At 42.2% G+C, this 18,852-nt stretch carries 17 protein-coding genes; 8 read left to right on the top strand and 9 right to left on the bottom strand.

Going from position 1 to position 18,852, the window contains the following annotated elements:
- Positions 1-57: 57 nt before the first annotated feature.
- The 9 genes from G3570_RS07445 to G3570_RS07405 form a co-directional block, all read right to left on the bottom strand.
- Positions 58-1,821 carry an ABC transporter substrate-binding protein gene (locus tag G3570_RS07445; RefSeq protein ID WP_165140818.1) on the bottom strand — a complete coding sequence of 588 codons (1,764 nt, stop codon included), beginning with the start codon at positions 1,819-1,821 and terminating at the stop codon, positions 58-60.
- 69 nt (positions 1,822-1,890) lie between these two features.
- Positions 1,891-3,438, bottom strand: coding sequence for a glutamine-hydrolyzing GMP synthase (gene guaA, locus G3570_RS07440; protein ID WP_165140816.1), 1,548 nt, complete (start codon positions 3,436-3,438; stop codon positions 1,891-1,893).
- 52 nt (positions 3,439-3,490) lie between these two features.
- Positions 3,491-3,871: a glycine cleavage system protein GcvH gene (gene gcvH / locus G3570_RS07435; protein ID WP_165140815.1), complete on the bottom strand. Its 381-nt coding sequence runs from the start codon at positions 3,869-3,871 to the stop codon at positions 3,491-3,493.
- A 9-nt stretch (positions 3,872-3,880) separates the two neighbouring features.
- Positions 3,881-5,230, bottom strand: coding sequence for an acetyl-CoA carboxylase biotin carboxylase subunit (gene accC, locus G3570_RS07430; protein WP_165140813.1), 1,350 nt, complete (start codon positions 5,228-5,230; stop codon positions 3,881-3,883).
- A 14-nt stretch (positions 5,231-5,244) separates the two neighbouring features.
- Complete coding sequence (gene accB, locus G3570_RS07425) at positions 5,245-5,739, bottom strand: acetyl-CoA carboxylase biotin carboxyl carrier protein (RefSeq protein ID WP_165140811.1); 495 nt, start codon at positions 5,737-5,739, stop codon at positions 5,245-5,247.
- An 8-nt stretch (positions 5,740-5,747) separates the two neighbouring features.
- Positions 5,748-6,323 (bottom strand): elongation factor P, encoded by a 576-nt coding sequence (gene efp / locus G3570_RS07420; RefSeq protein WP_165140809.1) that lies wholly within the window; start codon positions 6,321-6,323, stop codon positions 5,748-5,750.
- Positions 6,324-6,389: 66 nt separating this feature from the next.
- Positions 6,390-7,745, bottom strand: coding sequence for a sodium-dependent transporter (locus G3570_RS07415; protein WP_165140807.1), 1,356 nt, complete (start codon positions 7,743-7,745; stop codon positions 6,390-6,392).
- Positions 7,746-7,865: 120 nt separating this feature from the next.
- Positions 7,866-9,893, bottom strand: a complete 2,028-nt coding sequence (metG, locus tag G3570_RS07410) for a methionine--tRNA ligase (RefSeq protein WP_165140805.1) — start codon at positions 9,891-9,893, stop codon at positions 7,866-7,868.
- Between the two features lie 80 nt (positions 9,894-9,973).
- Positions 9,974-10,513 carry a TrmH family RNA methyltransferase gene (locus G3570_RS07405; protein ID WP_165140803.1) on the bottom strand — a complete coding sequence of 180 codons (540 nt, stop codon included), beginning with the start codon at positions 10,511-10,513 and terminating at the stop codon, positions 9,974-9,976.
- Between the two features lie 303 nt (positions 10,514-10,816).
- Here G3570_RS07405 and greA point away from each other — a divergent pair, with 303 nt between their 5' ends.
- Genes greA through pta form a run of 8 tightly spaced genes read left to right on the top strand, consistent with a single transcriptional unit; the run spans position 10,817 to position 18,852 of the window.
- Complete coding sequence (gene greA, locus G3570_RS07400; RefSeq protein ID WP_346267233.1) at positions 10,817-11,287, top strand: transcription elongation factor GreA; 471 nt, start codon at positions 10,817-10,819, stop codon at positions 11,285-11,287.
- On the top strand, positions 11,287-12,615 hold the full coding sequence (locus G3570_RS07395) for a UDP-glucose dehydrogenase family protein (RefSeq protein ID WP_165140801.1): 1,329 nt from the start codon (positions 11,287-11,289) through the stop codon (positions 12,613-12,615). The genes greA and G3570_RS07395 overlap by 1 nt, the downstream gene beginning before the upstream one ends.
- Positions 12,608-13,558, top strand: coding sequence for a UDP-glucuronic acid decarboxylase family protein (locus G3570_RS07390; RefSeq protein ID WP_165140799.1), 951 nt, complete (start codon positions 12,608-12,610; stop codon positions 13,556-13,558). The genes G3570_RS07395 and G3570_RS07390 overlap by 8 nt, the downstream gene beginning before the upstream one ends.
- 8 nt (positions 13,559-13,566) lie before the next feature.
- Positions 13,567-14,013: an NUDIX domain-containing protein gene (locus tag G3570_RS07385; protein ID WP_165140797.1), complete on the top strand. Its 447-nt coding sequence runs from the start codon at positions 13,567-13,569 to the stop codon at positions 14,011-14,013.
- Positions 13,995-15,239 (top strand): BamA/TamA family outer membrane protein, encoded by a 1,245-nt coding sequence (locus G3570_RS07380; protein ID WP_165140795.1) that lies wholly within the window; start codon positions 13,995-13,997, stop codon positions 15,237-15,239. Before G3570_RS07385 ends, G3570_RS07380 begins: the two co-directional genes overlap by 19 nt.
- A 12-nt stretch (positions 15,240-15,251) precedes the next feature.
- Positions 15,252-17,015, top strand: a complete 1,764-nt coding sequence (locus G3570_RS07375) for an SH3 domain-containing protein (protein WP_165140793.1) — start codon at positions 15,252-15,254, stop codon at positions 17,013-17,015.
- Positions 17,015-17,869: a hypothetical protein gene (locus G3570_RS07370; protein WP_165140791.1), complete on the top strand. Its 855-nt coding sequence runs from the start codon at positions 17,015-17,017 to the stop codon at positions 17,867-17,869. Before G3570_RS07375 ends, G3570_RS07370 begins: the two co-directional genes overlap by 1 nt.
- Positions 17,869-18,852: a phosphate acetyltransferase gene (gene pta / locus G3570_RS07365; RefSeq protein WP_165140789.1), complete on the top strand. Its 984-nt coding sequence runs from the start codon at positions 17,869-17,871 to the stop codon at positions 18,850-18,852. The genes G3570_RS07370 and pta overlap by 1 nt, the downstream gene beginning before the upstream one ends.

Here is an 18,852-nt window from a genome sequence, read left to right as displayed (position 1 = left end):
GCATTTCACACCTGTTCTAAAATTACCGATCAAGATTCTTTTCAAGTAATTGCCCTCTTAATTAGCAGGTTGAATACCGTTATCAGCCGAGAGTCTGAAAATTTTGACCTCCTGATTAACATGGGTTCCATCGAAGCGAATATTACTTATCAACCCCTCATAAAGCGGTTGACGCGATAATGCATTTTTTAGCAAGTCAGGATTTTTAACCCTATCCAGTGTCTGAAGCAAATAGGTCGCTGCATCATAACCGATCATAGCAAACCTGTTGGCTTCAATTCCAAAACGACCACTGAAGTTCTGTCTGAACTGATCCACCTTATCGCTTTTGCTATTAATATAATAGCTCTCTGAGAAATAGATTCTGCGGTCACCAAGGCGATCTTCCGGAATAGGTGTTGCTCCCCACTCCTGAGATCCCAATACCGTTACAGGGCTATCTGTAGCTTCGAGGTCAATAAGTAAAAGATCAATTAACGTAGGTGCCGCCTGTCCGGTGAATGGGGCGTATACGGCATCAACATTATGGTAGTTACCCAATGAATCTATCTTAAGGCTGTCTGCAGTCAGGTATTTCGTGTATTCAGCTACTTCATAACCTTCAGACTCTAAATCTTCGACAAAAAAGTGGACGACTTTGCCCCCATTTTTCTCAGCTTCCTCCCGGAAGGCGAACGCAGAGGCTTCTCCCAGTGAATTGCGTTCGGCGAGAACGGCAAGGGTATCCATGTTCAATCGATTGACTGCGAAACGAGCCATCTTTTTTCCGTGAGAGGCGAAAGTGGGATTAGCCTGAAATAGGTAGGGATTATCTACATTCAGTGTATCGGAATTGGCCAGGGGCGCCAGCATGGGAATCTGGTACATCTCAGCAAGTCTTGACATTTCTCCGGCCGGTTCAGAAAATAAGGGTCCAAGAACCGCGTCTACATTATAATTCCAGGCAAAGTCAGTCATCACATATTCAGACGAATCAGTCTCAGCGCCCGTATTTTTATACCGGATGAAAGCCTTTTTGTCGTTATGATGTTGATTGTATTCTTCTGCTGCCAGCAAATAGCCGAAGTATAAACCCTGTGATATATCGAACTCACGGTCTCCGGTATCATATTCTGGAAGTGCCGCCCCGATATTATAAGTTATGCCCTCGGGTGCTTCCAACTGCCTGCCAAAGGCGATCTGCATGGCATAATTTAGTGAATCGGAGACCATGGATTGAAGCTCCTGAACTTCGGAAGACAGGCTATCTTCGGCAACTGTCTCTTTGTATTCATTTATCAGTAATCGTGCAGTGGAGTAGTTTACCTTGCCAAGTGCCGTTTTTACCAAATCAAATTTCAAGCGTTTAGATGTTACACTTTGATAAACATCCTTTCGTTGGTTCAGGGTCAGGAAATTCAAAATTTCATCATAAAGTTGAAGGGCATCAGTGACCAGCTGGGTTTTAACCTGTTCGTTCTCGAATTGCAAGAGTTTAGTTAAAGCCTGATCAAAATGGCCGAGCTGAAAATCACTCAGGGAAGAGGTATATAGAGCTTCCAGATAAATATCTTTAGGCGCATTTTGGGGAACCGAGTTCAGGTAGTCTTTAGCCCTGACGTATTTGCCCATGCTGAAATAGCTCTTCCCGGAAAATAGTTTAGCTTCCGGACTATTAAGTCTGTTAAATATAACAACCGCTTTGGTGTATTGGGCTTCTTCATACAAGGATAACCCGCCTTCAAAACTCTGAGCTTTCACTTCTACGGACACGAATGTTAATAGCGACAGGCAGATAGCGATGAAACTGGTCCGGTAAATTATTGTTGTCTTCTTATGCATGCGCTTTAAATTTTAGGGAAATTCTTTAAATATCTAACGGCAATTGGCAATAATTGTTCTCAAATAAAACTATTCCCACTCAATGGTGGAAGGGGGTTTTGAGCTTATGTCGTAGGCAACACGATTGATTCCACGAACTTCATTGATTATCCGGTTTGATACTTTAGCCAGAAAAGGGTGGGGAAGATGGGCCCAATCTGCAGTCATACCGTCCACACTTGTTACGGCTCTTAACGCTGCCGTATATTCATAAGTACGCTCGTCACCCATAACTCCCACACTTTGAACGGGTAATAATACAACGAGAGCCTGCCATACTTTATGGTACAGATCATTATTTCTCAATTCGGAGATAAAGATATCATCTGCTTCTCGCAGCATGTCCAACTTCTTTTTGGTGATATCTGAAATGACCCTGATTCCCAAGCCCGGTCCCGGGAAAGGATGTCTTTTGATGAAATGCTCTGGAATACCAAGTTTCCTGCCCACGTTTCTAACTTCATCCTTAAAAAGTTCACGTACCGGTTCCACAAGATCAAGATTCATCTCTTCCGGTAAACCACCAACATTGTGGTGCGATTTAATGGTGGCAGATGGACCTTTAAAAGAGATGCTTTCAATGACATCGGGATAAAGTGTGCCCTGAGCGAGATATTTGAAAGATTTATCTTCAGAAATTGCCTCATCAAAAACATCAATAAAGGTATTGCCGATAATTTTTCTTTTCTCCTCAGGATCAAAAATTCCTTTTAGCCTGGAAAGAAATAACTCGCTCGCATCAATACCCTTTACCGGAAGATTCAGATCCTTCTCATAAACATCGAGTACATCCCGGAATTCATTTTTCCTGAGGAGACCGTTATCCACAAAAATACATTGCAGCTGATCGCCAATTGCTTTATGTACCAGGGTTGCTACTACCGTAGAGTCCACCCCTCCGGATAACCCGCACAATACGCGGTCATCGCCGACACGGTCTCTAATCTCTTCTATGGTTGACTCAATAAAAGATTCAGCCGTCCAGCTACCGGGGAGATTGCATATATTCCGGACAAAATTTTCAACGATTTCCTTGCCATAAACAGTGTGAACAACTTCGGGATGAAACTGAACCCCGTAAATTTCTTTCTCTTTATGTCTTACAGCTGCTACCTTGGCATTGTCTGTGTGGCCGATTATCTCAAATTCATCCGGCAGCGTTATAATATGATCACCATGACTCATCCAGACGATAGATTCCTGAGGGATATTTTCGAAGAGGTCGGAACGATCATCGACGATAAGTTCTGCACGTCCGAATTCTCTACGCTCTGCTTTCTCAACACTGCCGGGGATGGAATTGTGTGCCAAAATCTGCAGCCCATAGCAGACACCAAGTATCGGGACATTATGGTTGAAGATATCCGTGTTTAAAGACGGGGCATCTTCATCGTTTACGCTTTTCGGACCTCCGGATAGTATAATTCCTTTAGGAGGATTTTCGAGAGTAGAGAGATCTTTATTGAAAGGATGAATTTCGCAATACACGTTCAGTTCACGTACCCGCCGGGCAATGAGCTGCGTATACTGGGAACCGAAATCAAGTATTAAGATCCAATCATCAGGTCGATGTTGCATGTAAGAAAGTAATTAAAAGAAGGGTGCTTGCCTAAGTAATTAGGATGGATAGTCAGGCGATAATCTCTTCGTACTCTTCCGGTGACATTAGCTCTTCCATTTCGGAGGTATCACTGATTTTCAACTTAATCATCCAACCGTCTCCATAGGGATCATCATTTACCAGTTCAGGTTCGTCCTCCAATTTGTCATTGATTTCGGTAAGTTCACCTGATACCGGTGCAAATAGTTCAGAGACGGTTTTTACAGCCTCAACGGTACCAAATGATTCGTCTTTATCAAATTCAAAACCGACTTCCTCAAGCTCAACAAATACGATATCTCCCAGTTCGCCCTGAGCAAAATCGGTAATACCTACGGTTGCTGTTCCATCGCCGTTATCGCGAATCCACTCATGTTCTTTGGTATATTTTAGTTCCTTGGGAATGCTCATATACTAAACTCAGATTTCGGGGTTAAATTTAAATTCATTTTCCAGATACTTGGTGTTGAAGGTACCTTTCTGGAAGTTTTCATCATCCATTAGCTGCAGATGATAAGGAATAGTTGTTTTGATACCTTCGACTATAAACTCTGATAATGCTCTTCTCATTCTTTTGATGGCATCTTCACGAGTCGGAGCGCTTACAATCAGTTTGGCAATCATTGAATCGTAGTGAGGAGGTATTTTGTATCCGGCGTAAGCATGAGTATCCACACGAACGCTGTGTCCTCCCGGAGTGTGAAATACGTTAATTGTTCCCGCTGATGGACGGAAATTATGAGCCGGGTCTTCAGCATTAATCCGACATTCAATCGCATGACCGCGCATTTTAAGCGGTTTGTCCTCAAGTTCTAATCCTGCTGCGGCCTTGATTTGCTCGGCAACCAGGTCATAATTGGTTATTTCTTCCGTAACCGGATGTTCAACCTGTATCCGGGTGTTCATCTCCATAAAGTAGAAGTTAAGATCATCATCAACTAAAAATTCCACGGTACCGGCACCTTCATAATTGACTGATTTGCCGGCATCAACGGCTGCCTGCCCCATCTCATTACGTAGTTCGGGAGTCATGAGGGGGGAGGGTGATTCTTCAAGAATTTTTTGATGTCGTCGCTGTAGAGAACAATCTCGCTCTCCCAAGTGTATGCAGTTGCCGTGTTGATCGGCCAGAATCTGAATTTCTACGTGGTGAGGATTCGTTACAAATTTTTCAATATAAACAGCCGGGTTATTGAATGCCGTCTCCGCTTCATTGCGACACGTATCCCAGGCCTGTTTCAGCTTTGATTCCTCCTCAACAATTCGCATGCCGCGGCCTCCACCGCCGGCAGATGCTTTAATAATTAGTGGATATCCAATGTCTTTGCATATTTCTTTGGCTTCTTCATAAGAATCAACTTCCCCGTCACTGCCAGGTACCACAGGAACTCCATTTTTAATCATGGTATCCTTGGCCACTGCTTTGTCACCCATCCGTGCAATGGAATCTGGGGAGGCACCAATAAATTTCAGATCGTGTTCTTCACATATCTTGGAAAATTCTGCATTTTCAGACAGAAATCCATAGCCCGGATGTATAGCCTCAGCATTGGTTATTTCAGCTGCTGCCAGGATGCTTGGAATTTTTAGATAACTTTCCTTGCTGGGAGGGGGACCGATACAGACGGCCTCATCGGCAAATTTAACATGCAGACTATCCTGATCGGCAGTTGAGTAGACAGCCACAGTGTTGATGCCCATCTCTTTACAAGTGCGAATTATACGAAGTGCAATTTCGCCCCGGTTGGCGATAAGAATTTTATTAAACATGAATTACAGTTGGATTAACCGATGATAAATAAGGGTTGTTCGAACTCGACAGCTTCACCGTTTTCAACCAGAATTTTCTTGACTTCACCAGAAAATTCAGATTCAATCTCATTCATAATTTTCATGGCTTCAACAATGCAGAGTGTTTGTCCTTTCTCTACCTGGTCGCCTACTTTTACGAAATCGTCAGCGTCAGGAGAGGGAGCCCGGTAGAACGTACCAACAATTGGTGAATTAACGACATTTCCATCTGTCTCGTCCTTTTCTTTGCTTTCCGTTCCGGTTGAGGCCTGTCCGCCTCCTGATGTTTGCTGTTGAGAGGCAGGCGCCTGAGCTTGAGGCGGCTGTTGTGGAGCTGCCGGCATCTGATACTGAACGGGAGCCGAGCTCTGCGTGAAATCAGGCGTTTTTTTAACCTTGATTTTAAAATCTCCTTCCTCGATAGTTACCTGATTAACTTCGCTCTCAGCTATCATATCGAGTATTTTCTTAATCTCTTTTAGATCCATGATATCAGTTAATTTGATTTTACGCGTTCAACATATTCAGCAGTTCGGGTATCGACTTTTATCTCTTCACCTTCATTGATAAATAAAGGTACTTGTACGGTAGCTCCTGATTCCAGGGTAGCGGGCTTACTGCCTCCCTGAGCCGTATCCCCCCGCAATCCGGGGTCAGTCTTTACAACCTTGGCTATGATGTGGTCAGGCGGTTCTGCATAGAGTATTCGTTCGTTGTCAACATCTACAACTAGTGTACAAATTTGTCCCTCTGTTATAAATTGGGGCTTTTCCACTTTAGATTCTTCTATCGGCGTCTGAACAAAGGTCTCCTGGTGCATAAAGTAATAGAGGTTGCCGTCTTTATACAAAAACTGATATGGCTGACGTTCTACCCGTACCTCCATTAGATTTTCGCCTGAACGGAAGGTCTTTTCAATAGTCTTCTCGTTTACAACTCCTTTTAATTTGGTCCTTAAAAAAGCACCACCCTTACCGGGTTTTACGTGTTGATAATCTACAATAGAGTAAAGTTCGTCATCTACCTCTATGACCATTCCCGTTCTAAAATCAGAAGTTGAAATTTTTGCCATAAATGATTTTCTAGTACTTCAAAAGTTTGTTGTCGAAAATACTATGCGTGAAATTGGATAACAAGGTTAATCAAAGAATAATGTAGACAGCAGATTGTAGAGTATCACAAGGGGGCAGAATATCATGATGAGGAATCTCCATACTTTAGCTAGCAATGAGTTCCCGATACCTGGATAACCGGAATCCATCTCTTCCAAGGCATTTTCAGTCTTCCATACGTAGCCTAAGAAAAGACAAATTAATATACCGCCAAGAGGCAGTCCAACCTGACTGAATATAAGATCTATTGTACCGATTAAACTGGTATTAAAAGAGATGATAAGTGATATGATCAAGATACTGCCTCCCACAACAAAAGAAGCTTTCTTCCGGGTAATTTTGTGTTCATCAATGGCATATGATACCGGAACCTCGAGCAGCGAGATTGTTGAGGTAAGGGCAGCCATACTCAGCAGTGCAAAAAACATCACTCCGAAAAACAGGCCAAGCATCCCGCCCATGCTGTGGAAAAGTTCAGGCAGTACTTGGAAAATAAGGGCAACACCGGCAATAAGGTTACCGCTTTCATCAAATATGGGAACTCCTTTTGCTTGGGCCATATACATAGCGGGCATGATCAAAAGTCCTGCAAGAAATGCTATGCCCACATCAGCAAAAGTTACATAAGCCGCCGCTTCCGGAATGTTCTCTTTTCGATCCAGGTAAGACCCATAGGTGATAAGTGCTCCCATACCTAGAGATAGGGAGAAGAAAGCCTGACCCATAGCGGCAAATACGAGACCGGGTGTTATCTGAGAGAAATCAGGATTCAGATATTCACTCAGCCCAACACCGCTTCCCGGTTGGGTCAGTGAGTATATTATCATACCTACCAATATTAAAATTAGAAGGGGCATCAATAGTTTGGTAGCCCGTTCAATGCCTTCGCTGACTCCTCCTACCACAATAGAAATGGTAGCCCCCATAAATAAGACGGCGAAGACGGCATTTATGACTCCGTTACCGGTATCCGCAATATAGGTTGACCACTCAGGCATACCCATAAAGAAAAACAGCTCTTCAAAAATATAACTTACGGTCCAGCCGGCAACAACCAGGTAAAAGGAAAGGATCATTACACCGCATAACACACCCCACATTCCGATGAGAGGGTAGAGCTTATTGTCGCTGAGCGCTCTGAATGCACCTACCGGATTTTTGCGTGTTCTTCGTCCTATACTGAGCTCAGCCATCATTACAGGAAAACCGACCAGGAAACAGCAAAGCAAGTAAATGATTAGAAAGGCGGCACCTCCGTTTGAAGCAACTTCCGTTGGGAAGCGCCAGATATTACCCAAGCCGACTGCAGAACCCGCAGCAGCCAGTATAAATCCCAATTTTGAATTCCAAGCCCCGCGTGTGTTCGATTCTAGTGCTGACAATATTCCACCTTTTTAGATAACCTGATTGTTATATTGAAACGGCCAAAATGTAATCCAAACCTATATTTTGCCAATCGAAATTCGCAAAAATATGTTAACTATATCTTAAACTTCCAATATTTAATTGATCGGACTTCCAGGTTCCGCATCCGATTCAATAAATTTTAGTGACCCGTCTTCCTCTTCCGCCATTAATATCATCCCATTGCTTTCAACTCCCATCAGGGCTTTGGGAGCCAGGTTGGCGACCACACAGACACGCTGTCCTGTCAGTTCGTCGGGCTTAAAATGATTTGCCACCCCGGATACAATAGTACGCTCTTCAAAGCCTAAGTCAACTGTTAGTTTTAGTAGTTTATCAGCTTTCGGAATCTCTTCGGCTTCGATAATTTTACCGGCCCTGATATCTATTTTAGTGAAATCTTTAAATTCAATCTCATCTTTGAGTGGTTCAAAATTCATTCCTGTTTGTGCAGCTTGTGATTTTTCTTTGAGTTTTTTCAGTTGTTCCTCGACTTCTTCGTCCTCTATCTTATCAAAAAGTATTTCTCCTTTTTGAATACTACTTCCCGCTTCAAGCATCTCGCCATTGATATCTTTCCAGTTTGGTATATCATCCAAACCAAGTTGTTTCCTCAGTTTTGGCATTCTGTGCGGAAGGATTGGTTCAAAGAGTCCTGAAAGGGCGGCTGTTATCTGCAGACAGACATGAAGCGTATTGCCGCAAATCACACGATCTTCTTTCCGTGTTTTCCATGGTTCCATTTCTGTAAAGTACTTATTCCCGATTCTGGCCAGATTCATGGTTTCCGAAATAGCATCGCGCAACCTAAAGCGTTCATAAGCTTCGGAAATTTTTTCTTTTTGTTCTGCAATCTCTTTAAGTGTACTAAGGTCTTTTTTAGATGGGTTTGTTAATTCGGGAACCTTTCCATCAAAATAGTTATCGGTAAATGATGTGGTGCGATAAATAAAATTCCCCAGTATATCTGCCAGCTCGCTGTTGACTTTATTCTGAAAATCACTCCATGAAAAATCGGAATCTTTAGTTTCCGGTAACATGGTACCAAGTACATAGCGGAGCAGATCGGGTTCGAAATCATCAAGATACTCATTAAGCCATACCGCCCATCCCCGAGAAGTAGATAGCTTTTTACCCTCAAGATTTAAAAATTCATTGGCCGGTACATTCTCAGGTAAAACATAATTGCCTTCAAGCATAAGCAGGAGTGGAAAGATAATGCAATGGAATACGATATTATCTTTACCGATAAAATGGAGCAACTCGGTTTCTTGATCCTGCCAATACTCCTTCCATTTATCCTGCTGTCCTTGTTCTTTGGCCCATTCTTTAGTAGCTGATATATAACCGATGGGTGCATCGAACCATACATAAAGCACTTTATCTTCAAACCCCTCAATTGGAACCGGTACACCCCATTTTAGATCTCTGGTCATAGCCCGGTCGCTAAGCCCGTCATTCAGCCAGCTTTTGACCTGACCCAATACATTCGGTTTCCAATCTTCATGTTTCTCCAACCATTCTTCAAGCTTCGGCTGGAAGGTGCCGAGTGGCAGGTAAAGGTGCTCTGTTTTCCTGCCAACGGGTTTATTTCCGGTAATAGCACTGATTGGATCAATCAATTCGGCAGGAGACAAAGAAGTACCACAGTTTTCACATTGATCTCCATAAGCCTCCTCATAACCACAATTCGGACAAGTTCCTTTTACATAACGGTCCGGCAGAAACATATCGGCTTCTTCATCATAAAGCTGCTCCTCGGTTTTTCGAACAAATACATTCTTATCATACAACTCTTTGAAAAACTCCTTAGCAGTCTCATAATGGGTAGTAGAACTGGTTCTACCATAATAGTCGAAGGAGATTCCGAACTTTTCGAAAGCCTCTTTGTTCATTTCATGAAACTTATTGACGACCTCCTGTGGAGTAATTCCTTCTTTCTCTGCAGCCATTGTGATCGCCACTCCGTGTTCATCCGATCCGCAAATATAGACTATGTCGTCGCCTTTGAGTCGTCGATACCTTACAAACAGGTCAGCAGGTAGATAGGCACCCGCAAGGTGTCCAAGATGCAGCGGTCCATTAGCGTAAGGGAGTGCAGAAGTAACAAGCGTGCGTTTCGACATGTACAAAAAATTTGTGGATTATAAGTAAACGACGAAAATACATGGTTGGAGGTAAAAATAATAATAAATGAGGAAGTATTTCAGCCCCAGTACTTTTGAAGAAATGCATACAGTGTGACACCGACTGTAACCGACACATTTAGCGAATGTTTATTGCCGTACTGAGGAATCTCCACAAATGTATCTATCATAGGAAGGAGGGACTCATCAAGTCCGGTGACCTCATTTCCAAATACCAGGCAGATATTCTTGATGGTCGGAGGTTGGTACTCAGTGATCATGACACTTTGATCGGTCTGTTCCAGTCCAACAACGTGATAACGTTCATTTTTTAATTCGCGTAATCTATCAGTGATTGAGTCAGTGGATTCCCATTCCACAAACTCTTCTGCTCCTATAGCAGTCTTGGTAATCTCAGGCCTCGGGGGACAGGGGCTGAACCCGGACAGGATTAGCTTTTTAATTCCAAAGGCATCGGCGTTGCGAAAAGCTGCACCAATATTGTGCATGCTGCGCACATCATGAAGTACCGCTACTAACTGCTGCATTTTTTCCGGGGCACTTCGCTTCTTATTTTGGGAAAGTATGTCTTTGGTAGTGAGTTTTCTTACGTCAGTCATTCGGATTTCATTATTTCGTTTTTCTACCTCACAAGATATTAAATTCGATTCTTTTTGTAAGAGAATTCCGGTATTCTTGTCCAGATTATCATCCATAGTTTACGCCATTCCAAACCTACTATGTAAATATTGAATAACTTTCCATTTTTAGGTTTTAATAATACAAGCAATAGTAAATTTAGAGTTGGTAAAAGAGTTAAAACCATAGTATTTTAGGACGCTTTATAGAAATGTATATCTGTCAGCCAAGTGCTGACATTTTTATTTAGTGAAAGAGTGATTTTGAATTAAATCAATGAAGCTGTGGAAAAGAATTATCTATCACGAGAAGGTTATGAAAAGCTCGATAAAGAGCTAAGGGATTTAAAGACAAGAGGTCGAAAGGAGATCGCAGAAGAGATTGCCGAAGCACGGGCTAAAGGCGATCTAAGTGAAAATGCCGAATATGATGCTGCCAAAGAGGCCCAAGGCATGCTTGAGAAACGTATTGCTGAACTTGAAAATGCTTTAGCTAATGCCCGCATCCTTGATGAGGATGATATCAATATTGATAAGGCTTATTTGCTCTCTACCGTTACGATTTACAATCACAAAGCGGATAAGGAGGTCAAGTATACGCTGGTTTCTAAAGACGAGGCAAATTTTAATAAGAATAAAATTTCTGTAGAATCACCGATTGGCAAAGCAATATTGGGCAGTGAAGTAGGAGAGATTGTAGAGGTCGAAGTCCCGGCTGGAAAATTAAAACTTGAAATCAAAAATATTGAGCGATAATGAATATTGCTGTTGTAGGAACAGGATATGTAGGACTTGTTTCCGGAACCTGCTTTGCAGACTCTGGAAACGACATCACCTGCGTGGATATAGATGAAAACAAAGTAAAGCAACTAAGGGATGGAGAAATTCCGATTTATGAGCCGGGCCTGAAGACTATTTTCGATCGCTCTATCCGTGAAGGACGGTTGCGATTCACAACCGACCTGGAAGAGGCAGTTAAAGATGCAGAAATTATCTTTTTGTGTTTGCCTACTCCTCCGGGAGCCGATGGCCAGGCGGACTTGTCAGCTGTTCTTAAGGTAGCCGGACAGCTTGGCAAAATGATTACCGACTACAAGGTAATCGTCAATAAAAGCACGGTTCCTGTTGGAACTGCTGATAGGGTTCGTGAGGCTGTGGCAGAAAATACCGATGCCGAATTTGATGTTGTTTCCAATCCTGAGTTTCTGCGTGAAGGTGCTGCTGTAGAAGACTTTATGAAGCCCGAGCGAGTTGTAATCGGTACTTCCAGTGAACGTGCTGCGGAACTGATGACAACGCTGTATGAACCATTCGTTAGAAGCGGTAATCCGATTATTGTCATGGATGAGCGAAGTTCAGAGCTCACCAAGTATGCAGCCAATGCCATGCTAGCAACGAAGATCACGTTTATGAATGAAATAGCTAATATCTGTGAAAAGGTTGGAGCTAATGTGGATAACATCAGGAGGGGAATAGGAACCGATTCCCGAATTGGAAAACGATTTTTATTTGCGGGTATCGGTTATGGCGGAAGCTGTTTCCCCAAAGATGTACAGGCCATACATTACACAGCCGGACAGAATGGCTATGATTTCAAAATTCTGGATTCGGTAATGAAAGTAAATGAAAAACAGAAAGTGTCTATCGTTAAGAAGATGGAAGACTATTACGGCACTTCTGACTTCAGCGGCAAAACATTCGGGATCTGGGGTTTGTCATTTAAACCTGAAACCGACGACATCAGGGAAGCCCCCGCTTTATACATTGCCGAGGAGCTTGTTGAACGTGGAGCTAAATTGATTGCCTACGATCCGGAAGCTATTGAGACTTTTAAAAAGGCCACGACAAAGGAAGTACTCGACAACACAACCTTTGTATTAAACCAGCAAGATGCACTTGTTGATGTCGATGCCTTGGTTATTTGTACGGAATGGAACGAATTCAGAAGACCGACGATCGACCGTTTCCAGGATCATATGAAAAAAGCTGTGATATTTGACGGAAGAAATCTCTATGATTTAAACCGGGCTAAAAAATCAAATATAACATACATTAGCGTGGGGCGCCCAAGTATAAATGTCTAAGAAAAGAGTATTAATAACCGGCGGTGCCGGATTTTTAGGCTCACACTTATGCGATCGTTACCTGAATGAAGGGTACGAAGTTATATGCATGGATAATCTGATTACCGGTTCAGCCAGGAATATTGAGCATCTGTTTGGAATTGAGGATTTCTCTTTCATCAAACATGATGTGACCAATTTTATACATGTTAATGGTGATCTCGATCTGATTCTGCATTTTGCCTCGCCTGCTTCGCCAATTGACTACCTGGAAATGCCCATACAGACTTTGAAGGTGGGATCTCTTGGAACACATAAAGCTCTCGGACTGGCTAAAGCCAAAAATGCCCGTTTCCTTCTTGCCTCTACCAGTGAAGTATATGGCGATCCGCTTACGCACCCCCAGAAAGAAGACTACTGGGGTAATGTAAATCCTATAGGTTTCCGCGGTGTTTACGATGAAGCCAAAAGGTTTGCCGAAGCTATGGCAATGGCATATCATCGCTATCATGGCATCGAAACCCGGATTGTACGTATTTTTAATACCTATGGTACCCGGATGCGACTAGAAGATGGTCGCGCGCTGCCAACCTTCATGACTCAAGCGCTCCAGGGTAAAGACCTCACCGTTTATGGTGACGGTTCACAAACCCGTTCTTTTACCTATGTTGATGATCTCGTGGAGGGAATATTCAGATTATCTCAATCCGACTTTGTGGAACCGGTTAATATCGGTAACCCCCAGGAAGTTACAATACTGGAGTTCGCTAAGGAGATCATTGAGCTTACGGGAAGTAAAAGCGGAATCATTTTTGAGGATCTGCCCAAAGATGATCCGCAGGTTCGTCAACCTGACATTTCCAGGGCTAAAAAAGTACTTGATTGGGAACCTAAATATGACCGGAAAGAAGGATTAAAGAAGACTCTGGACTATTTTAAACAACAAGTTTCTCAATCCGATTAGATCCACCAATGAGGCTTGTAGATGTATATCCATATCGAATGCAAGCCTCTGAAGTTGAATTTCTGATTCTAAAAAGATCTTCTCATAAGATTTATGCAGGGCAGTGGAGGATGATTGGCGGCAAAATAGAAGATAATGAGCAGGCGTGGGAAGCAGGATTGAGAGAACTAAAGGAAGAAACAACACTCTCACCTTTACTTTACTGGGTAATTCCCTCAATTAATCATTTCTACAATCATCGAAATAATGAGATTGAGTTGATCCCAGCTTTTGCCGCGGAACTTCAACCGGAATCAGAGATCAAACTCAATGAGGAACATTCCGAGTACAAGTGGATAGATAGTTGGGATGTCGATGATTATTTACCCTGGCCTGAGCAGAAAAGACTTTTAAAGCTGGCTCACGAAATAATAAGTAATCAAAAAATTTTAGAAGATTGGATAATTTCAATTTGAAAAACTTTTCTATAGGCTGGATTTCCCTGCTGATCGTGGCAATTTGTACCATCATGCCCCAAGAAGTTGCAGGTCAGGAATCAGGGAAAAGTTATGAATTATTACCGGCGCCTGATTTGTGGTATAATGACGTTGATGGTATTCGTGTTGGGTTTAGAGTTAAAGGACAGGTACCGGGCTCATTTGATGACGGTCCACATAGGTTGGATTTGGGTTTATGGCTTGCAACATGGTTCCCGGAAACTCCCGTATCGTATTTTGTATCATTCACCGAGCCTATCGCTTCTATTTCTGACTTTGGCAGTGAAGGTAATATCCAGCTCTTCAGTTCCATAAGAACCGGTTATCACCGACATGGGCTTTCATTTAATAAGCGTTGGCAGACAGGTTTTAACGAACAAAATTTTAAAGAGCTTTCGGTTTCTTTCAGTGCCGAAGATCGATTTGAGAGCGAATACCTTTTGTATCCTCAGCTGTGGCAAAATGATTGGCTCTATATGGTGGGTATTCAATTCAGTGTGCAGGATCAAAATAAACTCGGTAGATATGTGGCGGATTTGTCCAATTCGATCAACACTTTTGGCTCTGAGGCCTCATTTATCAGAAGCAGATTCCAATTTCAACAGTTGGTAGATATCGGTAAGGGATTCTCGATTCGGTCCCGCTTATTTGCTGGAATTTCCTCTAACAAAACTGCTAACCAGTATCTCTTTTCACACAGTTTTAAGCCTGCAATAGGGTGGATGGATAATGGACTGACAAGAGCCAAGGGAACCATCCCAACAAACTGGATGGAAGAGGGGGTGTTTCAGGTTTCAGGTGGAGCCAACCTAAGAGGTTACCTGAACCAGGATTTTGAAGCATTAAATCAGGGCAGTGCCCCGATATATACATCAATGGGTGCGATTAATCTTGAACTTGATTATCCTAATCCATTGGACAAAGCTATTGGAAATATACCCGTTGTCGGCAGTGTATTAAAATTACGTTCCTACCTGTTTTTTGATTCAGGTACTTCACTCGGGCTTACTGATTTTGAAGAAGATCGTATATTATCAGATGCAGGTCTTGGCTTTATGTTTTCCCTTAATATTCCGGATTATCTTGGTAAATCAAGAGGAATTCGAATTAGATATGATTTGCCGCTTTGGCTGTCCAATCCAGGTGACGAAAATCATATTAAATTCAGGAATATAATTGGTATCGGAGCTGTATTTTCACTTTAAAGGAACAAGCGTTTGAAAAGGTCATTCAATATTTTACTCATCTCGCTTATAGCATTTTCGGGATTGGCCTGTACCGGTGCTAGATGGACAGTAAAAGATAAATCGGCTGTTGACCGCGATGATTACAGTGTAATTAGTACAGAGGAAATCCTGGAAGTGAGTTCTCCGGTGACTCCCGAAAGTCCCAATCTTAAATTACAAATGCTCTCCAATACCAAATACGAATTTGCGGAAAAGGTATTGGTGCAACGTTCCATCCAAGACTATAAACTTAAGCCGGGCTTTGTTGCACTTGGTCTGATAGGTGCCTGTCTTGCAGCCTACGCAGCTAATTCAAACGCAATTAATGGGGGACAGTCTTCAGCTGCCTCACTTTCATTGAATTCAGCTGCCGTAATCATTGCCGGGGCTACAATAATGAATCTGAATCCTGCCGGTAATCCACGAGAGACAGGTGAAGAACGTTTCTTGAGAAAAACCGGATCATTCATTGAACAAGACACTCTGCAGGTAGAAAGCACTGAAGAAGATTCGGCATTAATCGATATTAGATATGGCGAAGAAATATTAGTACAAAATGAAAATCAGGAATTCCGAAACGGCGAGCTTTCTGTAAATTTAGGCAGCCTGCTAAGTTCCCTTGAACTTCAAGGTATAGATACGAAAGAGGTCAGGGTTGACGTCACCTATGCCGATTCCGTTTATACATTTAAATACCCTTTAAACCAGATACTTCAGCCTTTTGCAAGAATTACTTCACCTGTGGCTGAACTTCGTAGTAAACCGGACCAAGACCCCGGTAACATTCTTGCGGAACTTATTCAGGGCAGTCAGCTGCAGATATTGGAGAATGTTGAGCCGGATTGGTATAGAATACTATATGGTATTTCCGAGAATTATATAGCCAGGGAAGATGCGGAGTTAATTTGGCGTAACTCTGATTTTTCTAGAGAAAGTGAAGTGGTCGCCGTACCTATAGTACCTTTTGGGAATGTTGACGTAGAGAGCAATATTCCAATACTATCCGGCGTGAACCCCAATTCCAGGGCATTAGTGATCAGCAATGAAAACTATAGTGCACCATTTGAAAAAAGATCGCATGCCCATAGGGACGCGCGTCTGATTAAAACCTATTTGGAAAATGCAATTGGGCTGATTCCTTCAAATATCTATGAACTCAAGGATATCACCGATTGGCAAAGCGTTGAAAATATCCTATCAGAGATAAAATCCAGTACCGGAGACAGCACCGATGTTTATGTGTATTTGAACGGTTATGGAACGGTTGAGAAGCAGAATGATGAGTTTGACTTAGGCTTTAAAACTACAGGCAGTGAGTCAGATAAAATTAATATGGGCCGAATATTTAACGGCATATCGACATTGACAAACGATAAATTAATACTTCTGGCCGACATAGAATTCCGAGCATTAAATGAGGACTCACAAATTTCCGAGAGTGAGATTGATCTTAAGCAGCCTTTGCGTGGCATTTCTCAAGCAATAACCGGAATGAATTCAAATGCCACTGTAATTTTTGGCTCTCAAATTAACCAACAATCAGAACTGTATGTTTCTGATGCAGGAGAGGATAAGAAACATCATATTTTCCCCTATTTCTTTGCGAGGGCCTTACAGGAAAGAAGAACAGAGATGGGATCCATTTTTCAATTCCTTCAGAGAAATATTCCCTACACTTCACGGAGGTTGCATGACCGTTCACAGGATCCTCAAATGTACGGCAATACATCACAAGAGCTGATTCCTGAAAGGTAATGGCCTATCTTTTTATATTTTTAAGTGCTTTTTGTTCTCTTTTAATAGCTCATTTTCTAAAGGTTACCGAAGTAAAGCAGCTACGAACTCTAAATACGCTTACTGCAAATTATTTGGTGGCTGCATTATTTGCATTAGTCTGGGGTACATTGAAAGCAGGCTTCGGTTTTCTTAATACCGATCTACTCTTTTTTGGATTTTGCCTTGTGGTAGGCATCTTTTTTATTGCCAACTTTATTGCCTACAGCAAGTCAGTACATACCAATGGTGTGGGGGTCACGATAACGGCAATGAGACTATCACTTTTGGTACCAGTTTTACTATCTGTAATTCTTTATAGTGAATACCTGACATTTTTAAAAACTATCGGCGTAATATTGGTTTTTGCTTCTCTGATTTTGCTTAAACCCAAAAAAACCGAAGTCAAGGTAGGAACTATTAATGCAGGATGGTTACTACTGATTGTATTTGCATTATCAGGATTTGCGGACGCCTCACTTAAGGTCTATGAAGAGGAATTCAGTACTGAATTAAATGAATTGATATTTATGGGGTTGGTCTTTCTGGGGGCTTTTTTTATAGGCTTTATCTCCAGCATTTATAGAAAGGGACAGCTATTCACTCGTGAAGAGTTTAAGCTTGGTACGCTGATAGGGCTTCCTAATTTATATTCCTCGATTTTTTTAATTTATGCTCTTGCTGACATCTCAGGATCAATTGCTTATCCAATGGTAAATATGTTGAGTGTAGCAGGTGGAACGGCATTGGGATTATTGCGATGGAATGATTCTGTAAGCACTATGCAATGGATAGGACTATCTATAGCACTCGTTGCAATTTTAATATTACTATAATGGATCTGATAAAAGAGGTTACTAAAAGAGTAGGAAAAAACAGTGCAAGAATTGTATTTCCCGAGCCTGAAGACCGCCGGGTTTTAAAGGCAGCGGAGTTTCTAAGTCAAAAAGAAATCTGTTCTGTAATTCTTATTGGTCAAGAGGAAACTATAATATCGAATGCCAAGAATTTGGGCATTCATTTAGCTGAAGCTATTGAATTTATTGATCCGGCCTCTCTTCCTGAAAAAGCCCAGCTGGTATCGGCATATGTTGAACGAAATAAAACAAAAAATGTAACTGAGACAGATGCTGAAACGGCTTTAGAATCGCCTCTCTACATTGCGGCCTCTCTGGTAGCTGCTGGTCTTGCGGATGGATGTGTTGCAGGATCTGTTGCTACAACAGGTGATGTGATTCGGTCAGCATTAAAATGCATTGGTTTAGCCCCTCATTCTTCCATCGTGTCCAGCATATTTTTAATGAATTTGAAGGATGGAAAAACGATCACCTATGGTGATTGCGGTGTGGTGCCTTATCCTGACAGTGACCAGTTAGCTGATATTGCCATTGATTCGGCCCGAACACATACATTGTTGACCGGTGCAGAGCCAATTGTTGCCATGCTTTCATTTTCAACCAAAGGCAGTGCCAGTCACGAAAGTATTGAATTGGTCACCAGGGCACTAAGTAAGGTTAAAAAGAAAAATCCGGATCTAGTCATCGATGGAGAGCTGCAATTTGATGCAGCATTTGTACCTGATGTAGCTCAAAGAAAAGCGCCCGATTCCAAGGTTGCCGGAAAAGCCAATGTATTTATTTTCCCCAATCTTGATGCAGGAAATATCGCATATAAAATTACGGAGAGACTTGCAGGAGCAGAAGCAACTGGTCCTATTCTGCAGGGGCTCAATAAGCCTGTGATGGATCTCTCTCGAGGCTGTGATTGGAAGGATATTGTTAATGCCGCTTGTGTAGCAATTTTAAAGAGTGTCGGGTAA

It is taken from the genome of Halalkalibaculum roseum, assembly GCF_011059145.1.
GTDB lineage: Bacteria > Bacteroidota > Rhodothermia > Balneolales > Balneolaceae > Halalkalibaculum > Halalkalibaculum roseum.
The sequence above is the reverse complement of the archived record's forward strand: the minus strand, read 5'-3'. Positions and strand labels throughout refer to the sequence as shown.

Coding starts and splice junctions, on each gene's coding strand:
- G3570_RS07445 (WP_165140818.1), bottom strand. CDS start 1,821: ATGCATAAGAAGACAACAATAATTTACCGGACCAGTTTCATCGCTATC.
- guaA (WP_165140816.1), bottom strand. CDS start 3,438: ATGCAACATCGACCTGATGATTGGATCTTAATACTTGATTTCGGTTCC.
- gcvH (WP_165140815.1), bottom strand. CDS start 3,871: ATGAGCATTCCCAAGGAACTAAAATATACCAAAGAACATGAGTGGATT.
- accC (WP_165140813.1), bottom strand. CDS start 5,230: ATGTTTAATAAAATTCTTATCGCCAACCGGGGCGAAATTGCACTTCGT.
- accB (WP_165140811.1), bottom strand. CDS start 5,739: ATGGATCTAAAAGAGATTAAGAAAATACTCGATATGATAGCTGAGAGC.
- efp (WP_165140809.1), bottom strand. CDS start 6,323: ATGGCAAAAATTTCAACTTCTGATTTTAGAACGGGAATGGTCATAGAG.
- metG (WP_165140805.1), bottom strand. CDS start 9,893: ATGTCGAAACGCACGCTTGTTACTTCTGCACTCCCTTACGCTAATGGA.
- G3570_RS07405 (WP_165140803.1), bottom strand. CDS start 10,513: ATGACTGACGTAAGAAAACTCACTACCAAAGACATACTTTCCCAAAAT.
- G3570_RS07395 (WP_165140801.1), top strand. CDS start 11,287: ATGAATATTGCTGTTGTAGGAACAGGATATGTAGGACTTGTTTCCGGA.
- G3570_RS07390 (WP_165140799.1), top strand. CDS start 12,608: ATGTCTAAGAAAAGAGTATTAATAACCGGCGGTGCCGGATTTTTAGGC.
- G3570_RS07385 (WP_165140797.1), top strand. CDS start 13,567: ATGAGGCTTGTAGATGTATATCCATATCGAATGCAAGCCTCTGAAGTT.
- G3570_RS07370 (WP_165140791.1), top strand. CDS start 17,015: ATGGCCTATCTTTTTATATTTTTAAGTGCTTTTTGTTCTCTTTTAATA.
- pta (WP_165140789.1), top strand. CDS start 17,869: ATGGATCTGATAAAAGAGGTTACTAAAAGAGTAGGAAAAAACAGTGCA.